Source organism: Nocardia sp. GCM10030253 (assembly GCF_042675075.1).
In the GTDB taxonomy this organism is placed as follows: Bacteria; Actinomycetota; Actinomycetes; order Mycobacteriales; family Mycobacteriaceae; genus Nocardia.
In genome coordinates, this window is record NZ_JBHTDL010000002.1 from 296,028 (window position 1) to 310,759 (window position 14,732).

Sequence of the window (14,732 nt, forward strand, 5' to 3'; positions counted from 1 at the left end):
GGTTGACGTCGAGGTCAGCGGCGATGCGCCACGTCGTACCACTGGTGTGGAACCGACCAGTCCCAGCGCTCGGCGAGCCGCGGGTCGGTGGGGTTGTCGCGAGCCCACTCGACGTAGCACCGTGCCGATCCGCCGGAACACCCTCCAGCGAGGACCAGTCCACGCAACAGGTGGCGCCACAGCGCGCGACCTGAAATGTGTCGCAACATTGCGACCTCCTCGACGGTGACGGCGGTTTCCTACAGAGGCACAGCCTCAGGTCAGGGACCATACCGGCGCTCGGCCCGTCAGGAATGCGAAATGAAAGTTGTCGGTGCTGGGTGGCACTATCAGCGAATGGTCACCATCGAGGAGGTGCGCGGGCTGGCACTGACCCTGCCCCGCTCATACGAGGCGATCGTGCGAGACCGCATCAAATTCCGCGTCGGGCGGATCGTCTACATCTCCTTCTCCCGGGACGAATCCGTCATGGGCTTCGCGTTTCCCAAGGAGGAACGCGCAGCACTCATTGCCGCTGAACCAACGAGTTCCGGATGCCGCGGCTGTCGGATCAGCGCTACAACTGGGTGGATTGTTGGACGGCGGCGATCGATGAGCACGAGATGCGCGAACTCGTCATCGACGCGTGGCGGATGGTGGTGCCGAAGTTCCTGCACGACCATCCCAGTACAGGAAGACAACCCGATACCGATGCCCATTAGCATGCACCTCATGACGCGGAGCCGGAGATGGCGTACGTCGGTCTTGGGAGTCTGCGTGGTCGCGATGACAGCGACGGGATGCATCGGCGCGGTCGATCGCGCCGACTTCGAGGACATCGTGCACGAGCGGGGCGGAGGGTTGGTCACCGCGCTGCCCACCGGGGCGATCGCCGCCGTGCGGGAGCACTTGGGAGTGGCGGACTTCCAGACCAGCATCATCCTGTTGACCGCGCCCAACTCGTCTCAGGTCCGGATGGTCGTGCCCGATCGACCCACCCAGCTCACCCGCTTCCTCAACGGACACCATCTGGCGGGCCCGCAGGCGGTGGCGCACTTGCGTATTCGGGTGCCGCGGCAGCCTGAACAACTGGACGACTACACCTTCACCCAGGGGGCACTCAGCAAACCCACGCCGGTGCAGGTGGCGGCGTCCGACGATCTGGACGGCGAAGCATTCGCGGCAGGCGAGGTGACCGGCTTGTCGCGGATCGAGCAGATCGTCGATACCGCGCTCGCGCGTAGTGGGCTCGAAAACGGCTATGTATCAACGCTTTTGGTAAACCGGTTCAACCGAGACATCCTGATGACCGTCAATGTCACGTCCCCGCGCGCCGCGGCGGTCGCCCAGTTCGACAGCGCCGGAAAGTTCATTCGGGTGCAGCGGGCATGAGCCTTCGAAAGTTGGCGGTGCTCTTCGCCTCGATCGCCGTAAGCACCGCCATGCTCGGATGCGTACTGACCATTGCGATCTGGCCTGGCGAGGCGAAGCTGACCGCACCCTTGTTTTGCGAAGATCCCTACAACCAGCCGATGGTCGTATCGGACACCTTCGTCGACTCCGAAGGCACCGGAACCAATTTCACCCTCTACTGCGTCGGGGACCGCGGCGAGTTCACCGATGAGGGCTTCCTGCTGCCGTGGCTCGCGGTGTGGGCCGCACACACGCTGATCGTCTTCGTACTGGCACTGCTGATCGCCGCCGCGACCCGCCGGCGACCTGAAATCTCCGACACCGAGTCCGTCATCTGACCCACCACCACGCGGTCGGTGAATGTCAGTAGGGCGGTGCCGTCACGACTTCAGGATGATCCGGCTGCGTCGGCGCTGCCGCTCGATTGCGGCCGCGAGGACATGGCGAGTGGAAGCTCTTGCGGGGCAAGTAAGTTGTGTCCATGAGTGTCTGGATGGGTCTGGTTTCGTTCGCCGCTGTGGCGGGGTTGCTCACACTGGTTCCGGGCGTGGACACCGCGCTCGTACTGCGTGCCGCCATTGTCCGAGGCACCCGCCACGCCTTCACGACCGCGCTCGGTGTCGGGACCGGTGTCCTGGTCTGGGGCGCGGCCGCGGCATGCGGACTGTCGGTGCTGCTGACCACGTCGCAGTTGGCCTACACCGTGTTGCGCATCGCCGGCGCGGTGTACCTGGTCTGGCTCGGCGTCAAGACCTTGGTCACCCTCTGGCGTAATCGTGGGTCTGTCGACGGTATCGGTGCCGACGACAGCGATGCGAGCGGTGGCCTGCTGCGTGCGTGGGCGCGCGGTGCGGCCACCAATCTCCTCAATCCGAAGGTCGGAGTTTTCTACATCGCGATGCTGCCCCAATTCATCCCACCGGAAGCGCCACACCTGGCGATGGGTGTCGCGCTTGCGGTGGTCCACGGCATCGAGGGGATGCTGTGGTTCAGCGTCCTCATCTACGGCGTGCAGTTCACGAGAACATGGGTTGCCCGCCCGCCGGTGAAGCGAGCGATGGAAGCGGTGACCGGCTCGGTCCTGCTGGCGTTCGGGCTGAAGCTCGCCGTGTCCGAGACTCCCTGAGGAACTCGGCTACTTTTCGATTCCCTCGAAGTCGAACAGCCCGTTCCAAGTGAGCTCGGCCTTCTTCACCTTGTCCGACCGACCCGCGGCGGCAACGTAGTCGAACAGCGGGATGTCGGCCATATCCTTGATCAGCAGAGTCTGGGCCTGGGCCACGATCTTGTAGGACTCCTCCAGCGTCGGTGCCGCCAGCGCAGCGTCGAGCAGGGCATCCAACTCGGGGCTCTGGTAGTCGACGTTGTTGATAGTGGAGAAGCTGTAGTACATCGAGGTCAGAAACTGCAGCATGGTGGGATAGTCGCCCTGCCAGCCGTAACGGAACGCCTTACCGATGTCCCTCGAATTCACCAGGTCTCGAATGTTTTTGAACGTCGGATACGGTGCACCGACCGCCTCGATACCGAGCGTGTTCTTGATGCTGTTGGCCACCGCTTCGACCCACGCTTGATGGCCGCCATCGGAGTTGTAGGCGATCTCGTAGCGTCCCGACCACGGCGAAATAGCGTCGGCCTGCGCCCACACCTTCTTGGCTTCCTCCGGGTTGTACTTCAGCACCTCGGAGCCGGGTAGGTTTCCGTTGAACCCCGGCAGGGTGCTCGCGGTGAAATCACGTGCGGGCTTCCTGAGGCCTTGGAAGATGTTCTCGGAGATCTGTTCTCGATTGATCGCCATCGACAATGCCCTGCGGCGCAGCAGCCCCTCCTCGCCACCGAAGTGCGGGACATTGGTCTGGATGCCGAGGCATTGCTTGTACGCGATCGGCTTGGTGATCGCCCGATCGCCCAGATCCTTCTTGTAGGTCCTGAGTGCCGAGTCGGGGATTATGTCGAGGGTATCGAGGTTTCCTGCCTGCAGATCCGAGTACGCCGTGTCGAACGACTGGTACATGACGAACCGCAGGCCCTTGTTCTTCGCCGGGCGACCGCCCTGGTAGTCCGGGTTGGCCACCAGATCGATCTTGACGTTGTGCTCCCACGTCCGGAACTTGTACGGGCCGTTGCCGACCGGGTTCGCACCGAAGGCCTTCATATCCTTGAACGCGATCTCGGGCAGTGGATAGAACGGAATGAAGCCCAACGCGGTCTCGAAGTCGATGGACGGGTGCTTCAGCTCGACGGTGAAGGTGCGGTCATCGACCACCTTCAGACCCGACATCGTCTGTGCCGTCGGCTTTTCCGCCGACACCTCGTCGAATCCGAGGATCGGGTCGAACATCGAACCCTGCAGCTGCGCATTGGTACCGAGCGCGCCGTAATTCCACGCGTCGACGAACGACTTCGCCGTCACCGTCGTGCCGTCGGTGAATTTCCAGTTCGGCTTGATGGTGATCGTGTAGTTCTTCCGATCCGTCGACTTGATCGACTCCGCCATCTCGTCGTGAGCCACCCCATCGGCGTCGTAATACTTCAGACCGGCGAACAGCCGATCGGTCACACGGCCACCCATATTCTCGTTCGTATTGGTGGGCACCAACGGGTTCTGTGGCTCACCACCATTCGTCGTGACAAAGTCGGCGTCGGCACCGTCGTCCGACGAACATGCGGACAGTCCAAGGCTTGTGGCCAGCACTGCCGCCGCGACCAACGCTGTAGTTCTCGTGAATCTCAACGCGTTCTCCCGGTTCCAGAAGGAGCGAACCCACAGCACACTCGTGAGGTCAACCACTGCGATGCCGACATGGTTCGCCTTTGTAATGTCCTCGGACAGTAGCGATTCGGACGACCATTGTCCTCGGATCGACCGATCGTCCTCGCTACGCCTGAAGGGCCAGGCTTCCGCTGATTGATCCGGTGGATCTACGGGCAGCTGGTAGCGAGCGGTCCGCCCCGCAGCGCGGAGTCGATCAGCTCCCGAACCGCGGCGTCGATCGGCTCGTCGGCGTGACCGACCTGCCGCCCCGGGCAGAACGACTGGATGCTCCTGTTGGTCGCGCCCGGCAGCGGATTCTTCTCTCCCCCAGCGTCTTCGGTGAACAGGTGGTAGGCGGGCATACCGGGCGGAATCGCGGGGTCGGCGTTGAGCTGGGCGAGGAACGGGGAGCCGGGAACAAGGTCTCGGCAACCCGCGTACAAGACGTAGCACAGCCATCCGAGCTGTTCACCGAGCTCAGGAGTGCCGTAGTCGACGTAGGTGCCGATCTGATCGGATCCGCCGAGGAACTTGGCGTAGTGCCGTTGGGCGAGCCCACCCATCGAGTGACCGACGAGATCTACGCGCACGGAGCCGGTCTCGCGCCGAATCGCCGCGACCCTGTCGGCCACTGCCCGCGCCGAATCCGAGATCGCCGCGGTTCCGGTCGGGCTACCGAGCAACATCATCGAATGCGCCGAATACCCCCGCGCACCCAGCCACGCGCGCAGGCTTTCCAGTTTGGCTCGATCGGCGTCGAATCCGCCGATCACCAGCACCGGATTCGGCCCCTCAGCGGGAGCCGCGGTGGCGTGGCCCGCGGCCAATCCGATTGCCGCGCACATCGTGACGACGGCCAAGCGGGTGATTCGTGTGAGCATGAACATCGGCCTGCCTTCAGGGACGGTCCATTTGTCCGCGTGAACCTTACCGGCGACGACTCGAAGGGCAGCACGGTGGCGTCGCGCCCGGTTGTCCCGCCACCCAGACCCAGACCCGTACCATGCCACTCGATCACACACATCGAGTCCGAAGGGGCGTTGCCGATGCCGACCGACCAGCTCGTCACGAAGTTCCTCGCCGTCGACACCACCGCAATCTGTGACGCCGACAAGGCAACGCGAGTGCTGGACAGCGCGATTCGACCCCGATCCGCCACCACGAGGATCTTCGGACCCGCATACACCGTCCGCTGCCGAGACGACTTCTTCGCGGTACTGCGAGCCATCGAAACGGCCGCGCCCGGCGACGTCATCGTCGTAGACGGCGGCGCCGAGGAAATCGCCCTCGCCGGCGAACTGTTCGCCCGCGGCGCCCTGGCCCGCCACCTGGGCGGCATCATCATCGACGCAGGCTACCGAGACATCACCTACGTCCGAACCTGCGAACTCCCGATCTACAGCCGCTTCGTCACCCCGATGGCGGGCACCACCTCCGCCCTCGGCGAACTCCAGATCCCGATAACCTGCGGCGGCGTCCCCGTGTCCCCCGGCGACCTGATCCTCGCCGACGACGAAGGCATCATCGTTCTCGACCCCACTCGAGTCGAGCCCCTCCTCGACTCGGCCGCAGCCATCAAAGCAGCCGAAGCCACCGTCATCGCACAGTTGAACACTGGATCGACCTTGAGCGATGGACTCAACGTCGCCGAGCACAGCGAGACCCTGCTCGCGGGCAAGCCCTCCTCGCTGAAATTTCTGACCTGATGCCGATTCCCCACGAATAGATCTGTCGCTCAACCGATTTCGTACGAACCGACGCTATCGGTCAGACTCCGCGGTTCTTCGCTACGTAGTCGTCGATCTCGTGCAGGAATCCGTTCGACCGGGCGGGAGTAATCCAAGACGCCTGGAAGGAGTTCTTCGCCAGGGCGACCAATCGGTCGATGTCGAGACCGGCGTGGCCGGCGAGTGCGAGGTAGTTATCCGTGGCGTAGGCGTCGAAGTAGGACGGGTCGTCGCTGTTGATGGTGACGGCCAGGCCGCGGTCGAGGAGGGTGAGGATTTCGGTCGACTTCATCTGGTCGGTGACAAACGAATTCGAGACCGGGCAACAGGTCAGTCCGATGCCCCTGGACTTGGCCAATTCGACGAGTCGGTCGTCTTCGACGATATTCGTGCCGTGGTCGATGCGGTCGACGCCGATGTCCTCCAGCGCTTGCCGGATGTGCTCGATGGAGTCGGCCTGGTCGATATCGCAATGCATGGTGAGCAGGAAGCCTTCGCGGCGGGCGCGGGCGAAGACGGTGGCGAATTTGCTCGGGGGGTTACCGCGCTCGTCCGAGTCGAGCCCGACTCCGATGATCCAGTCTTTGTAGGGCAGCGCTTCGAGCAGTGTCGCCATCGCGTACTCGGCGGAGTAGTCACGCAGGAAACACAGGATGAGCTCGGCGGATATCCCGAACTCCCGGCGCGCCTGCACGATCGCCGAGCGATATCCGGTGATCACGGTGCCGAACGCGACACCGCGGCCGGTGTGCGCCTGCGGATCGAAGAACATCTCGACGTGCCGGATCCCGTCGGCGTGCGCCCTGGTCAGGTAGTCGAAGGCCAGGTCGTGGAAGTCCTGCGACTGTTGCAACACCCGCATGGCCGGGTAGTAGACCTGGAGAAACGAGGTCAGGTCGTGGAACTTGTAGGTCTGTTTCACCTCGGCAACGGTCTTCTCGGCCAGCTCGATGCCATTGCGCTGCGCCAGCCGGAACTTCAGCTCCGGCTCCAGCGTGCCTTCCAGATGCAGGTGCAATTCGGCCTTGGGCAGGCCCCGCACGAACGCGGCGAGATCCGATGACATGGAACCATCATCCCGTTGGGTGCCACGTCGGCCGAGGACAAACACGAATGTGAACCCACGTAACACCGAGAGGGTTGATGTTGATGAAACGAGTGTCACCCCAGAGCCTTTGCGCAACCTGATACTCCGTCGGTTCATCGCCGACGTCTGGTCGACCGACTGCGTCGATCCGGCATGCTCGGGTGGTTCGGCGCGGACAAGAAGGTGAACCGATGATGGTGGTAGCGCTATTGGTAGCGATGGGGGTCGCACTGCTGGCCGGGATCGCGTTCGGAGTTCTCATGGCACGAGACGAGCAGGCCGCGCTACGCGAGGTGTCCCGCCGTCAAATCTCGGACCCGAGCCGACGCGGCGATCGACATCTGCGCGCGCATCTGTTGCGTCTGGAGGTCGAAGAAAAGCTACCCGTCACCATCGAGCCCCGGTTGCGCCATATCCCGAAGCCGGCCCCCAAAGAGCAGACCCCGATCTGAGCCGCCGAACAACCCGCAGCGGGCGCTATGTGCGCCGTATGACGCGACGCCACCAACTCGGCTTGTCGTCGACGACTTCCGATTTACCTTGCGACTGAGGTACTTCCATGTCTGCTGCCTTGCTCGGATGCGCTGGAGCGCGCTCACCGCGCCACTGCGCGACAATGTCGTCGGCATCGACCGGAGAGACCGGAACATACGGCCCGGTCGGCTGCCGCAACCACGCCACGATCCGCCGGTTCAGCTCCGCCACCGCATCGCGAACCTGGCGTTCGGCATCCAACTCCGCCACCGTCTCCGGAAGCCGTTCCACATCGCGGCGCAGCAGCAACGACGGTGGCAACATCCCATCAGCGCTGGCCCCTTCGCGCCGCAGGTAGCTCTTCAGCCACCAGTTCTCGTCATCGCCACCATTGGACCCTGGAATCGGCTGCCCCGCCCCACGCAGGTTCTCGAACTCCCCGCGCTCGGTCGCCTCGCGAATCTGCTTGTCGATCCACGACTCGAAGGAGACGCCCAACGGCTTGCGCTCGGTCATCGCCACAATTTCGACGGAACCTGCATGCCTCGATACTACGTACGGTCCGCAGTGGCACACGGTGCCACCCAATCCGGGCAGGTAGTTACGGTTGACCCGGTAGCGACCTGACTCGGACACGAAAAGGAGCCCACGATGACCACGCCAACGAACCCCGGCGCTGTCGCGCGGCGGTACATCGAGGCGATTGCGGCGCAGGACTGGGACACAGTGGCGGCGTGCTGGCAGCCCGGTGCCATCGATGACTTCGTCGGGATCGCCGTACTGCGCGCACCTGAGGAGGTGGTGGACTACTTCCGTGCGATCCACCGGGGTGTGCCCGACTTTCGGGCCGAGATCATCTCGGTGACCGAGCAGGAGGACCGGGCAGCGGTGCACTGGCGGATGTGGGGCACCTTCGATGGCACCGAACCTTTGATCGGGGTGGCGCCCAACGGGTGCGCACTGAACATCCTCGGCACCGACGTGTTCGTCGTCCGCGACGGCCGGATCGCGGCCAACACCGCGATCGCGAACGGTCTCGAGATCGCCAGGCAACTGGCGATCATGCCCGCCCAGGGTTCGCGCGCCGACCGACTGCTGTTGCTGCTCGTCAATTCTGTTGCGCCGGTGGCCAAAGCGCTCCGCGCGCGGCGCCGCCGGGACCCGGCAACCTGACCGCCCGTACCAGACCGAGATCATCCCGCCAAGCATTCGGACCGGCGCGTGGCGTTGGCTGCCAGCCAGTCGGCAAAGGTGCCCCCGGCCAAGGGCGGCCTCAGCTCGCGTTCGGAACCAGCGGACGCCGGGGATTCCTCGGTCCGCAGCCCCAGTCGTGACGCCGACAGTTCGGCAGCCGCACTGGACATATCGATGACCACATCAAATTCGGTCGGCGCCCCATCGCACCGCGAGATCTCGACGACCTCGTGCCCCTCGCCGCGCAACGCATCGACAAGTTCTCTGCCTGCGCGTCCGGTCGCACCGACCACCGCGAACCGACTCCGGTTGTTCATCCCAGCACTCCAATCCACTCACCGGATTTCCGGCGGATTCCAGGATGTGGGGGCTGATTGATAATTCCGCGATACGTCCACGATGGGCCGCAGATGGCCACCCGCTGCGACGACCGGATGACCACCCGCGCCGACCGGATCGAGCGTGCCCATGCGCCGATCGGGGAACGCCCCAGGACGAAAGGGTTTACCGCACAACATAACTAAGTGTGGCTGGAGTATTTGTATGTCAAGCCCACTTGCCCGAGGTGGTGCTATCAGATCCGACGTTGGGTGTGGATCGTGTTATGGCGAAGCTGAATTCGTTGATGATGCGGAATCTGGCCAGTGCCGACGTTCGGAAACTCGTTCTCTCGCGCCCAGTGGAATTCGGCCGCGGCAATTCGAGACGGCGCGCAACCAGCGGCGCCGACCCAGCATTACGTTGAGCGCGGCCGATGTTCACCCAGAGGAGGGCGGGTGACGAGCTGTTTTCCGATCGTGACTGGTTACCAGTTCGGCAACGTCAGATACAGATACTGAAACTGAAGAAACCCAGCGGGATATTGAAGCACAGCGCCACCGAACCTCCGAGGGTCGGCGTAGGTTCTATTGGAGCGGCAGACGCTGTGGGTGCGGTGAGGGCGCCGACGGACAGGGTGATGGCAATTGCGGCGAGCGCCGAGGCAATTTTGGTAGACATTTTCGACTTCCTTCGCTGAGCAACGATTAGACCGAGCGAGCGATGGCTCCACATCTGATCATCCACCCGATCCAACGGCGGCCACAAGGATGAAACATTTGCGAATATCTTGTGCCGAATGCAATTGCGCCCGATTTGTCGCTTCTGCGGTGCGCGATCGCCCTACCAGCACCCCGGTACCGACCGCCACCATCGCCACGCGACTGCCCGCAGATACGCACGTCAACTACAGGTTCAGCGCCATCGCGCGATCGACTACACATGCTCGGGGAGGTCACGGCCCCGCCCTCGTCGGTAACCCTCACCCCCGTGTCCGACACCGCCCGTTACCAAGCCTTCGAACGCGACGCCTCCATAAACTTCCGCCCGGCATCAGCCGAGGCATCGGTGAACGCGCCATAAGCGGTGCGATGTTCGGTGGGACCGTTCTCCGTTGGTCGCGCAGGCAATGTCACGACACCCGGAAAGGATTTCGACGACGCCGCGGCAACCCAGTTACCCGAGTGTCGTTGCGGTACTTGCCGAAAGCTACGATCCTCGACATGATCGGCGAGCACGAGCCAACTCCCCCGACTGCGTCGAGTGTCGACCAGCCTGATTCGGCTGCGGAGAGTCGCGGAAACCCACTACGTGGCTGGGAGAGCGAAAACCACATCAGCAGCACCCAATACCAAAAGGCGCTCGCGCAGTACGAGTCGACGCGCCAGGCGGTGCTGGCCGCACTGTCCGACGACCCCACCGCCGACCGCTTGACCGAGATCGGCCGCGAGTACGGCGAAGCATTCAACAGCCTCGACGAGGAAGACCCCTTTATCGACACCGTCGACCGGGAGGAACTCTTCGACGCACTCGACCACATCCTCGACGAAGCGGAAGCCACGCTGAATCTCGACCTCGATTGGGCCAGGGAAAGCCTCATCGAGGGCACGGACTCCGTGCGCGACTGGTAGCCGCTGCTCACCTCGTCATCGCGCGTACCTCTCGGATCGGAGGTCGGGTTTGATCCGGCCGGCGGCGACCAGGTTTTGGAACGCGACTCGCTTCCATGGGCATGACTCGAGTCGGCAGTCTCGGTGTGCACGCATCAGCGTGTGTGCCTCGTCGATGCTGAACGCCTCGGCCGCGTCCCACGGCGGGACGTCGACGGCGGGCCACCCGAGCGAACAGAACGTCTCGCGGTCGAGTCGATCGCGAGACTCGTAGGGAATCGGCTCGTCTCGGCGTTCGCTCAGGACGGACGTCGCGACCAGGGCGCCACCGGCGGTGACCGCGACGGCCACCAGCACGAGCAGGATCCACTGCCAGCCCGTCATGGCTGATCGGTTTCCGTGCTGTGCCGGACGCCTCGGCGCAAGGCCCGTTGCGGGGTGATGGTGATCAGGTCGGCCACCACGAGTAGCGCGCGGGCGAAGTCCGCGACGTGGTCGTGGCTGGGCGTGATCACCGCGTCGGCGTCGGTTCTGCTGACCGCCACCAGGATCCGGCTGAACGGGTGCGGGACGTCCGGGCCGACGGTCAGAATGGTGTCGACCCGGTAGCCCTCGGCCGCCGCGAGATCATTGATCGCTTTTTCGTCGACCTCCCGGTCGTCGCCGGAGATGTCGCGCCGGAGGAATCCGATCGCGCGTTTCATCGGTTTCCGGCCAGCTACGCTGGACATGCTTCAGGGGGCCCAATCTTCTGAGGTGTATGGAAGGCTGAGGCGGCTGGAACCGCTTTGGTGCTTCGGCCCCCGGTGGCTGGAACCACCGGGGGCTACTCTTCTCGCGGCCCGGAGCGATGGTGGGCCAACTCCTGATCGGTCTGCTACGTGAAGCCGTCCACCTCCGCATCGTGATCGAGTCTCATCCGAAACACAAAGGCGCTGTAGCGATCTCGCGGGTAGCTGACGTCGGAGATCATCACCACTTCATCGGCGGCGCTGATGAATCTCTGGTGCACGGTCTTGACGAGCTCGCCTGCGGCGGTACCCAGCCAGGTCGCGTGTTCGGGCACCGGATGGCGGTCGGCGATCGTCTCCTCCAGGTAGGCGGGAGCCTTCTGGACGTGGTCGACCGGCTGGAAGGTATCGGAGATCGAGATCGGTCGCCCGTCCTCGGTGACTCGGGTGATCACATGCGTTACCTCGTCGTCGGGAGCGATGCCGAGCGCCGCTGCGAGGTCACCGGCTGGAACCCGGCGAACGTCGCGGTCTACGCGGACCGGGCGATCCGACTCGTTGCCGAAGGAACCCTCTGCGCTTTCGAACTGCCGTTCGGGAGATACCCGCACCAGATCGGGTCGCTCCGAGACGAAAGTGCCCTTACGCGGAACGGTACGAACAAGTCCCTGGCTGAGCAGCAGCGCGACGGCCTGACGGATGACAACACCCGAGACGTCGTACTGCTCAGCCAGATCCGAATAACTATGCAACTGTGTACCAGGCGAAAGCTTGCCGGTCCGAATCTGCTTCGCGACCTCGCCTGCGATGGATACGTACGCGGGTTCCGGCATCGCGAAGTCCTTTCAACAGCGTGAACCGAGTGTATACGCAGCTGTGTATACACAATGCGAAATCGCCGAAATCACGAGTGTCGGCGCCAGCATTGCGCCGCGTCGTGGAGGTTCCACCATGCTACGAAGTTCGCATCCTGATCGAGCAGCCGCCAATCGGCATCGAGTGCCTCGAAGAATGCGTCGTCCCCCGTTTTCCCACCGCGCGGTTCGCCGATATAGATGACGCGATCACCACCCGCCCGCTGGTAGGACGCAAGCGTCTCCGACGCCATGGGATTGCCCCAACCCGGCGGCCAGCACAAGAACAGCGCACCCTCGCCCTCGTTGCCCGCGGCGCGCAGCGCCGACAGCTCGTCGAGGTCACCGACCTCGCACCAGGTGGCGGGTTGACCGGCGGCGACAGGGAACGACACATTCTCCTGGCTGCCCGGTGGCTCGGAATCGAATGCCAGGACCTCGCCCCCGAACCGGGCAATCTGATCGGCCCAGTATCCGCGCCCCGCACCGACCTCGAGTACGCGCCGACCGTCGCAGGCCTCGACGATCCAACCCAGGGTCTCCGGCGAGGGGATGGCGTAGGCGTAGGCGGCTTGGAGAACGGTCTGCGCGTATCCCAGCCGCGCGCTCCCGTTGTCCCGGCCCCCGTTGACCACCCTGCGGGCCGTTGCCTCCCCCGCCCCGTCCGCGACAGCAGGAGAGACGATGTCCCAGTACGGGTTATCGCTGGGCCCACCGGTCATGTAATGCAGGAGCCGAATGTCGAACGCCCGATCAGCATCATCATCACCGCTGCCCGGCAACCGAGGCGCCGTATCGAGGTAGTCCGCCACCGCCGGATACTCGGCACGAAACCGCGTGTCGTCGCTGAGAAGGGTGGCGAGCTCGTCTCGCCGCTCGGGCGATAGTAGGAATTCGGTCACCCCTTGATTCTGGCCCCCACAGGGCATGCACCTCTGGAGCAACGTCAAATCGGCTGTCCTGCAACACTATTCGCGTGGCAGATCCTACTTTCCATGCTTTCCCGGGCGTGGCCACCCCTGACTCATCGAGCAGGCGTCGCGCCATCGCGTGCGCGCTTCGAACGTGACCAGCCGAAGGTAAGGGCGACTGCGCGCTTCCAGTTTTCGTACTCATCCGCGCGGAGATCCGGATCCATCTGCGGCATCCACTGCCCCGCCAAGCGCCAGTTGTTGCGCAGGCCTTCCAGGTCGGGCCAGTAGCCTACGGCCAGGCCGGCGGCGTAAGCCGCTCCGAGAGAGACGGTTTCGGGGACGAAGGGACGCATGACAGGGATGTCGAGGACGTCGGCGACGATCTGCATGAGCAAGTTGTCGGAGGTCATGCCACCATCCACGCGCAGGGTTCGGGCGTGCAGGCCGGAGTCGGCGTCCATGGCGTCGACAACCTCGCGGGTCTGCCATGCGGTGGCTTCCAGGACGGCACGCGCGATGTGGCCTTTGGTGATGTAGGAGGTGAGGCCGGCGATGAGGCCTCGGGCGTCGCTGCGCCAGTGCGGGGCGTAGAGGCCGGAGAAGGCGGGGACTATGTAGCAGCCGCCGTTGTCTTCCACTGTGCGAGCGAGGGTTTCGATTTCGGGGGCGCTGGCCACCAGGCCGATGTTGTCACGGACCCATTGCACCAGGGAGCCGGTGACGGCGATCGGGCCCTCCAGGGCGTAGACAGGTTCGGGGCCGATTTGATAGCCGATGGTGGTGAGCAGGCCGTGGGTGGATTGCACCAGTTCGGTGCCGGTGTTCATCATGAGGAAGCCGCCGGTGCCGTAGGTGCACTTGGTTTCCCCACGGGCGAAGCAGGTTTGACCGAAGAGGGCCGCGTGTTGGTCGCCGAGGGCGGCGGCGATGCGGATGCCGGGGACCACCCGGCGGGTGGTGCCGTAGTCGCCGGTCGAGGGTTGGATCCGCGGCAGCATGGCCGCGGGGATACCGAAGAAGCCGAGCAACTCCTCGTCCCAGGTGAGGGTGGCGAGGTTCATCAACAGGGTACGGCTGGCGTTGGTGACGTCGGTGACGTGGCTGCCGCCGTCGACGCCGCCGGTGAGGTTCCAGATCAGCCAGGTTTCCATGGTGCCGAAGAGGACTTCGCCGCGTTCGGCGCGTTCGCGCAGGCCGGGAATGGTGTCGAGCAGCCAGCGCAGGCGTGGGGCGGCGAAGTAGGTGGCCAAGGGTAGGCCGCTTAGTTCGCGGATGCGGTGCGCGCCGGGTGCGGCCTCGAGTTCACGCACGAGCTCTTCGGTGCGCACGTCTTGCCAGACGATGGCACGGCGCAGCGGCGTGCCGGTGCGGCGATCCCACACGACCGTGGTCTCGCGCTGGTTGGCGATACCGAGGGCCACGACCTGATCGACGGTGATGCCGGAATCGCGCAGCGCCTGCGGCACGATGCGGTCGACATTGCGCCAGATCTCCATCGCGTCCTGCTCGACCCAGCCCGGCCGCGGATAGTGCTGCTGATGTTCCCGCTGCGCGACACCGACCAGGCGGGCCCGCTGATCGAACAGGATGCACCGAGTGGAGGTGGTGCCCTGGTCGATCGCGAGAACAAAGCGTTGTGTCATCCGCGGTTATTTCCTGTCGGGATCGGGCGGAGC

At 64.3% G+C, this 14,732-nt stretch carries 20 protein-coding genes; 8 read left to right on the top strand and 12 right to left on the bottom strand.

Translation table 11 applies throughout. The annotated features are described in order from the left end of the window. Positions 1 to 14: 14 nt before the first annotated feature. Positions 15 to 209 carry a hypothetical protein gene (locus ACFQZZ_RS01725; RefSeq protein WP_378672783.1) on the bottom strand — a complete coding sequence of 65 codons (195 nt, stop codon included), beginning with the start codon at positions 207 to 209 and terminating at the stop codon, positions 15 to 17. 324 nt (positions 210 to 533) lie between these two features. Between ACFQZZ_RS01725 and ACFQZZ_RS01730 the strand changes: the two genes are divergently transcribed. From ACFQZZ_RS01730 to ACFQZZ_RS01745, 4 genes are all read left to right on the top strand, one after another. Beyond that, positions 534 to 701: a hypothetical protein gene (locus ACFQZZ_RS01730; RefSeq protein WP_378672786.1), complete on the top strand. Its 168-nt coding sequence runs from the start codon at positions 534 to 536 to the stop codon at positions 699 to 701. A gap of 64 nt (positions 702 to 765) precedes the next feature. Beyond that, positions 766 to 1,371 (top strand): hypothetical protein, encoded by a 606-nt coding sequence (locus ACFQZZ_RS01735; RefSeq protein WP_378672789.1) that lies wholly within the window; start codon positions 766 to 768, stop codon positions 1,369 to 1,371. Continuing rightward, a complete protein-coding gene (locus ACFQZZ_RS01740) occupies positions 1,368 to 1,730 on the top strand; it encodes a hypothetical protein (protein ID WP_378672792.1) in 363 nt (120 codons plus the stop codon). Before ACFQZZ_RS01735 ends, ACFQZZ_RS01740 begins: the two co-directional genes overlap by 4 nt. 143 nt (positions 1,731 to 1,873) lie before the next feature. Next, a complete protein-coding gene (locus ACFQZZ_RS01745) occupies positions 1,874 to 2,518 on the top strand; it encodes a LysE family translocator (protein WP_378672794.1) in 645 nt (214 codons plus the stop codon). A 9-nt stretch (positions 2,519 to 2,527) separates the two neighbouring features. Here ACFQZZ_RS01745 and ACFQZZ_RS01750 read toward each other — a convergent pair whose 3' ends face one another. Continuing rightward, entirely contained in the window at positions 2,528 to 4,126 is a 1,599-nt protein-coding gene (locus ACFQZZ_RS01750) for an ABC transporter substrate-binding protein (protein WP_378672797.1), read from the bottom strand. A 188-nt stretch (positions 4,127 to 4,314) separates the two neighbouring features. After that, positions 4,315 to 5,034, bottom strand: a complete 720-nt coding sequence (locus ACFQZZ_RS01755; RefSeq protein ID WP_378672800.1) for an esterase/lipase family protein — start codon at positions 5,032 to 5,034, stop codon at positions 4,315 to 4,317. A 159-nt stretch (positions 5,035 to 5,193) separates the two neighbouring features. On the opposite strand from ACFQZZ_RS01755, the gene ACFQZZ_RS01760 reads away from it, so the two are divergent. Beyond that, positions 5,194 to 5,853, top strand: coding sequence for an RraA family protein (locus ACFQZZ_RS01760; protein ID WP_378672802.1), 660 nt, complete (start codon positions 5,194 to 5,196; stop codon positions 5,851 to 5,853). A 61-nt stretch (positions 5,854 to 5,914) separates the two neighbouring features. On the opposite strand, the gene add is transcribed toward ACFQZZ_RS01760, so the two are convergent. Beyond that, positions 5,915 to 6,940, bottom strand: coding sequence for an adenosine deaminase (gene add, locus ACFQZZ_RS01765; RefSeq protein ID WP_378672805.1), 1,026 nt, complete (start codon positions 6,938 to 6,940; stop codon positions 5,915 to 5,917). Between the two features lie 212 nt (positions 6,941 to 7,152). Between add and ACFQZZ_RS01770 the strand changes: the two genes are divergently transcribed. After that, entirely contained in the window at positions 7,153 to 7,413 is a 261-nt protein-coding gene (locus ACFQZZ_RS01770) for a hypothetical protein (RefSeq protein WP_378672808.1), read from the top strand. Between the two features lie 25 nt (positions 7,414 to 7,438). Here the strand turns inward: ACFQZZ_RS01770 and ACFQZZ_RS01775 are convergent, their stop codons facing one another. After that, the gene (locus ACFQZZ_RS01775; protein ID WP_378672811.1) at positions 7,439 to 7,951 is read right to left on the bottom strand and encodes a DUF1992 domain-containing protein; all 513 of its coding nucleotides are present in this window, start codon (positions 7,949 to 7,951) and stop codon (positions 7,439 to 7,441) included. A gap of 135 nt (positions 7,952 to 8,086) precedes the next feature. Here ACFQZZ_RS01775 and ACFQZZ_RS01780 point away from each other — a divergent pair, with 135 nt between their 5' ends. After that, positions 8,087 to 8,608 (top strand): ester cyclase, encoded by a 522-nt coding sequence (locus ACFQZZ_RS01780; RefSeq protein ID WP_378672813.1) that lies wholly within the window; start codon positions 8,087 to 8,089, stop codon positions 8,606 to 8,608. A gap of 20 nt (positions 8,609 to 8,628) precedes the next feature. Here ACFQZZ_RS01780 and ACFQZZ_RS01785 read toward each other — a convergent pair whose 3' ends face one another. Beyond that, a complete protein-coding gene (locus ACFQZZ_RS01785; protein WP_378672816.1) occupies positions 8,629 to 8,946 on the bottom strand; it encodes a hypothetical protein in 318 nt (105 codons plus the stop codon). Between the two features lie 505 nt (positions 8,947 to 9,451). Then, complete coding sequence (locus ACFQZZ_RS01790; protein WP_378672818.1) at positions 9,452 to 9,628, bottom strand: hypothetical protein; 177 nt, start codon at positions 9,626 to 9,628, stop codon at positions 9,452 to 9,454. Between the two features lie 542 nt (positions 9,629 to 10,170). On the opposite strand from ACFQZZ_RS01790, the gene ACFQZZ_RS01795 reads away from it, so the two are divergent. Next, a complete protein-coding gene (locus ACFQZZ_RS01795) occupies positions 10,171 to 10,578 on the top strand; it encodes a hypothetical protein (RefSeq protein WP_378672821.1) in 408 nt (135 codons plus the stop codon). Between the two features lie 15 nt (positions 10,579 to 10,593). On the opposite strand, the gene ACFQZZ_RS01800 is transcribed toward ACFQZZ_RS01795, so the two are convergent. The 5 genes from ACFQZZ_RS01800 to glpK all read right to left on the bottom strand — a co-directional run bounded on the left by ACFQZZ_RS01800 (position 10,594) and on the right by glpK (position 14,699). Next, entirely contained in the window at positions 10,594 to 10,941 is a 348-nt protein-coding gene (locus ACFQZZ_RS01800) for a hypothetical protein (RefSeq protein WP_378672824.1), read from the bottom strand. Further along, positions 10,938 to 11,261 carry a hypothetical protein gene (locus tag ACFQZZ_RS01805; protein ID WP_378672826.1) on the bottom strand — a complete coding sequence of 108 codons (324 nt, stop codon included), beginning with the start codon at positions 11,259 to 11,261 and terminating at the stop codon, positions 10,938 to 10,940. Before ACFQZZ_RS01805 ends, ACFQZZ_RS01800 begins: the two co-directional genes overlap by 4 nt. 173 nt (positions 11,262 to 11,434) lie before the next feature. After that, on the bottom strand, positions 11,435 to 12,121 hold the full coding sequence (locus ACFQZZ_RS01810) for a GntR family transcriptional regulator (protein WP_378672829.1): 687 nt from the start codon (positions 12,119 to 12,121) through the stop codon (positions 11,435 to 11,437). 71 nt (positions 12,122 to 12,192) lie between these two features. Further along, on the bottom strand, positions 12,193 to 13,044 hold the full coding sequence (locus tag ACFQZZ_RS01815) for a hypothetical protein (protein ID WP_378672832.1): 852 nt from the start codon (positions 13,042 to 13,044) through the stop codon (positions 12,193 to 12,195). A gap of 122 nt (positions 13,045 to 13,166) precedes the next feature. Beyond that, positions 13,167 to 14,699 (bottom strand): glycerol kinase GlpK, encoded by a 1,533-nt coding sequence (glpK, locus tag ACFQZZ_RS01820; protein ID WP_378672835.1) that lies wholly within the window; start codon positions 14,697 to 14,699, stop codon positions 13,167 to 13,169. Positions 14,700 to 14,732: the final 33 nt, after the last annotated feature.

Bases quoted from the DNA above. Each gene is read 5' to 3' on its own strand.
- ACFQZZ_RS01725 (WP_378672783.1), bottom strand. From the start codon at position 209: ATGTTGCGACACATTTCAGGTCGCGCGCTGTGGCGCCACCTGTTGCGT.
- ACFQZZ_RS01730 (WP_378672786.1), top strand. From the start codon at position 534: ATGCCGCGGCTGTCGGATCAGCGCTACAACTGGGTGGATTGTTGGACG.
- ACFQZZ_RS01735 (WP_378672789.1), top strand. From the start codon at position 766: ATGACAGCGACGGGATGCATCGGCGCGGTCGATCGCGCCGACTTCGAG.
- ACFQZZ_RS01740 (WP_378672792.1), top strand. From the start codon at position 1,368: ATGAGCCTTCGAAAGTTGGCGGTGCTCTTCGCCTCGATCGCCGTAAGC.
- ACFQZZ_RS01745 (WP_378672794.1), top strand. From the start codon at position 1,874: ATGAGTGTCTGGATGGGTCTGGTTTCGTTCGCCGCTGTGGCGGGGTTG.
- ACFQZZ_RS01755 (WP_378672800.1), bottom strand. From the start codon at position 5,034: ATGTTCATGCTCACACGAATCACCCGCTTGGCCGTCGTCACGATGTGC.
- ACFQZZ_RS01760 (WP_378672802.1), top strand. From the start codon at position 5,194: ATGCCGACCGACCAGCTCGTCACGAAGTTCCTCGCCGTCGACACCACC.
- add (WP_378672805.1), bottom strand. From the start codon at position 6,940: ATGTCATCGGATCTCGCCGCGTTCGTGCGGGGCCTGCCCAAGGCCGAA.
- ACFQZZ_RS01770 (WP_378672808.1), top strand. From the start codon at position 7,153: ATGATGGTGGTAGCGCTATTGGTAGCGATGGGGGTCGCACTGCTGGCC.
- ACFQZZ_RS01775 (WP_378672811.1), bottom strand. From the start codon at position 7,951: ATGACCGAGCGCAAGCCGTTGGGCGTCTCCTTCGAGTCGTGGATCGAC.
- ACFQZZ_RS01780 (WP_378672813.1), top strand. From the start codon at position 8,087: ATGACCACGCCAACGAACCCCGGCGCTGTCGCGCGGCGGTACATCGAG.
- ACFQZZ_RS01785 (WP_378672816.1), bottom strand. From the start codon at position 8,946: ATGAACAACCGGAGTCGGTTCGCGGTGGTCGGTGCGACCGGACGCGCA.
- ACFQZZ_RS01790 (WP_378672818.1), bottom strand. From the start codon at position 9,628: ATGTCTACCAAAATTGCCTCGGCGCTCGCCGCAATTGCCATCACCCTG.
- ACFQZZ_RS01795 (WP_378672821.1), top strand. From the start codon at position 10,171: ATGATCGGCGAGCACGAGCCAACTCCCCCGACTGCGTCGAGTGTCGAC.
- ACFQZZ_RS01800 (WP_378672824.1), bottom strand. From the start codon at position 10,941: ATGACGGGCTGGCAGTGGATCCTGCTCGTGCTGGTGGCCGTCGCGGTC.
- ACFQZZ_RS01805 (WP_378672826.1), bottom strand. From the start codon at position 11,261: ATGAAACGCGCGATCGGATTCCTCCGGCGCGACATCTCCGGCGACGAC.
- ACFQZZ_RS01810 (WP_378672829.1), bottom strand. From the start codon at position 12,121: ATGCCGGAACCCGCGTACGTATCCATCGCAGGCGAGGTCGCGAAGCAG.
- glpK (WP_378672835.1), bottom strand. From the start codon at position 14,699: ATGACACAACGCTTTGTTCTCGCGATCGACCAGGGCACCACCTCCACT.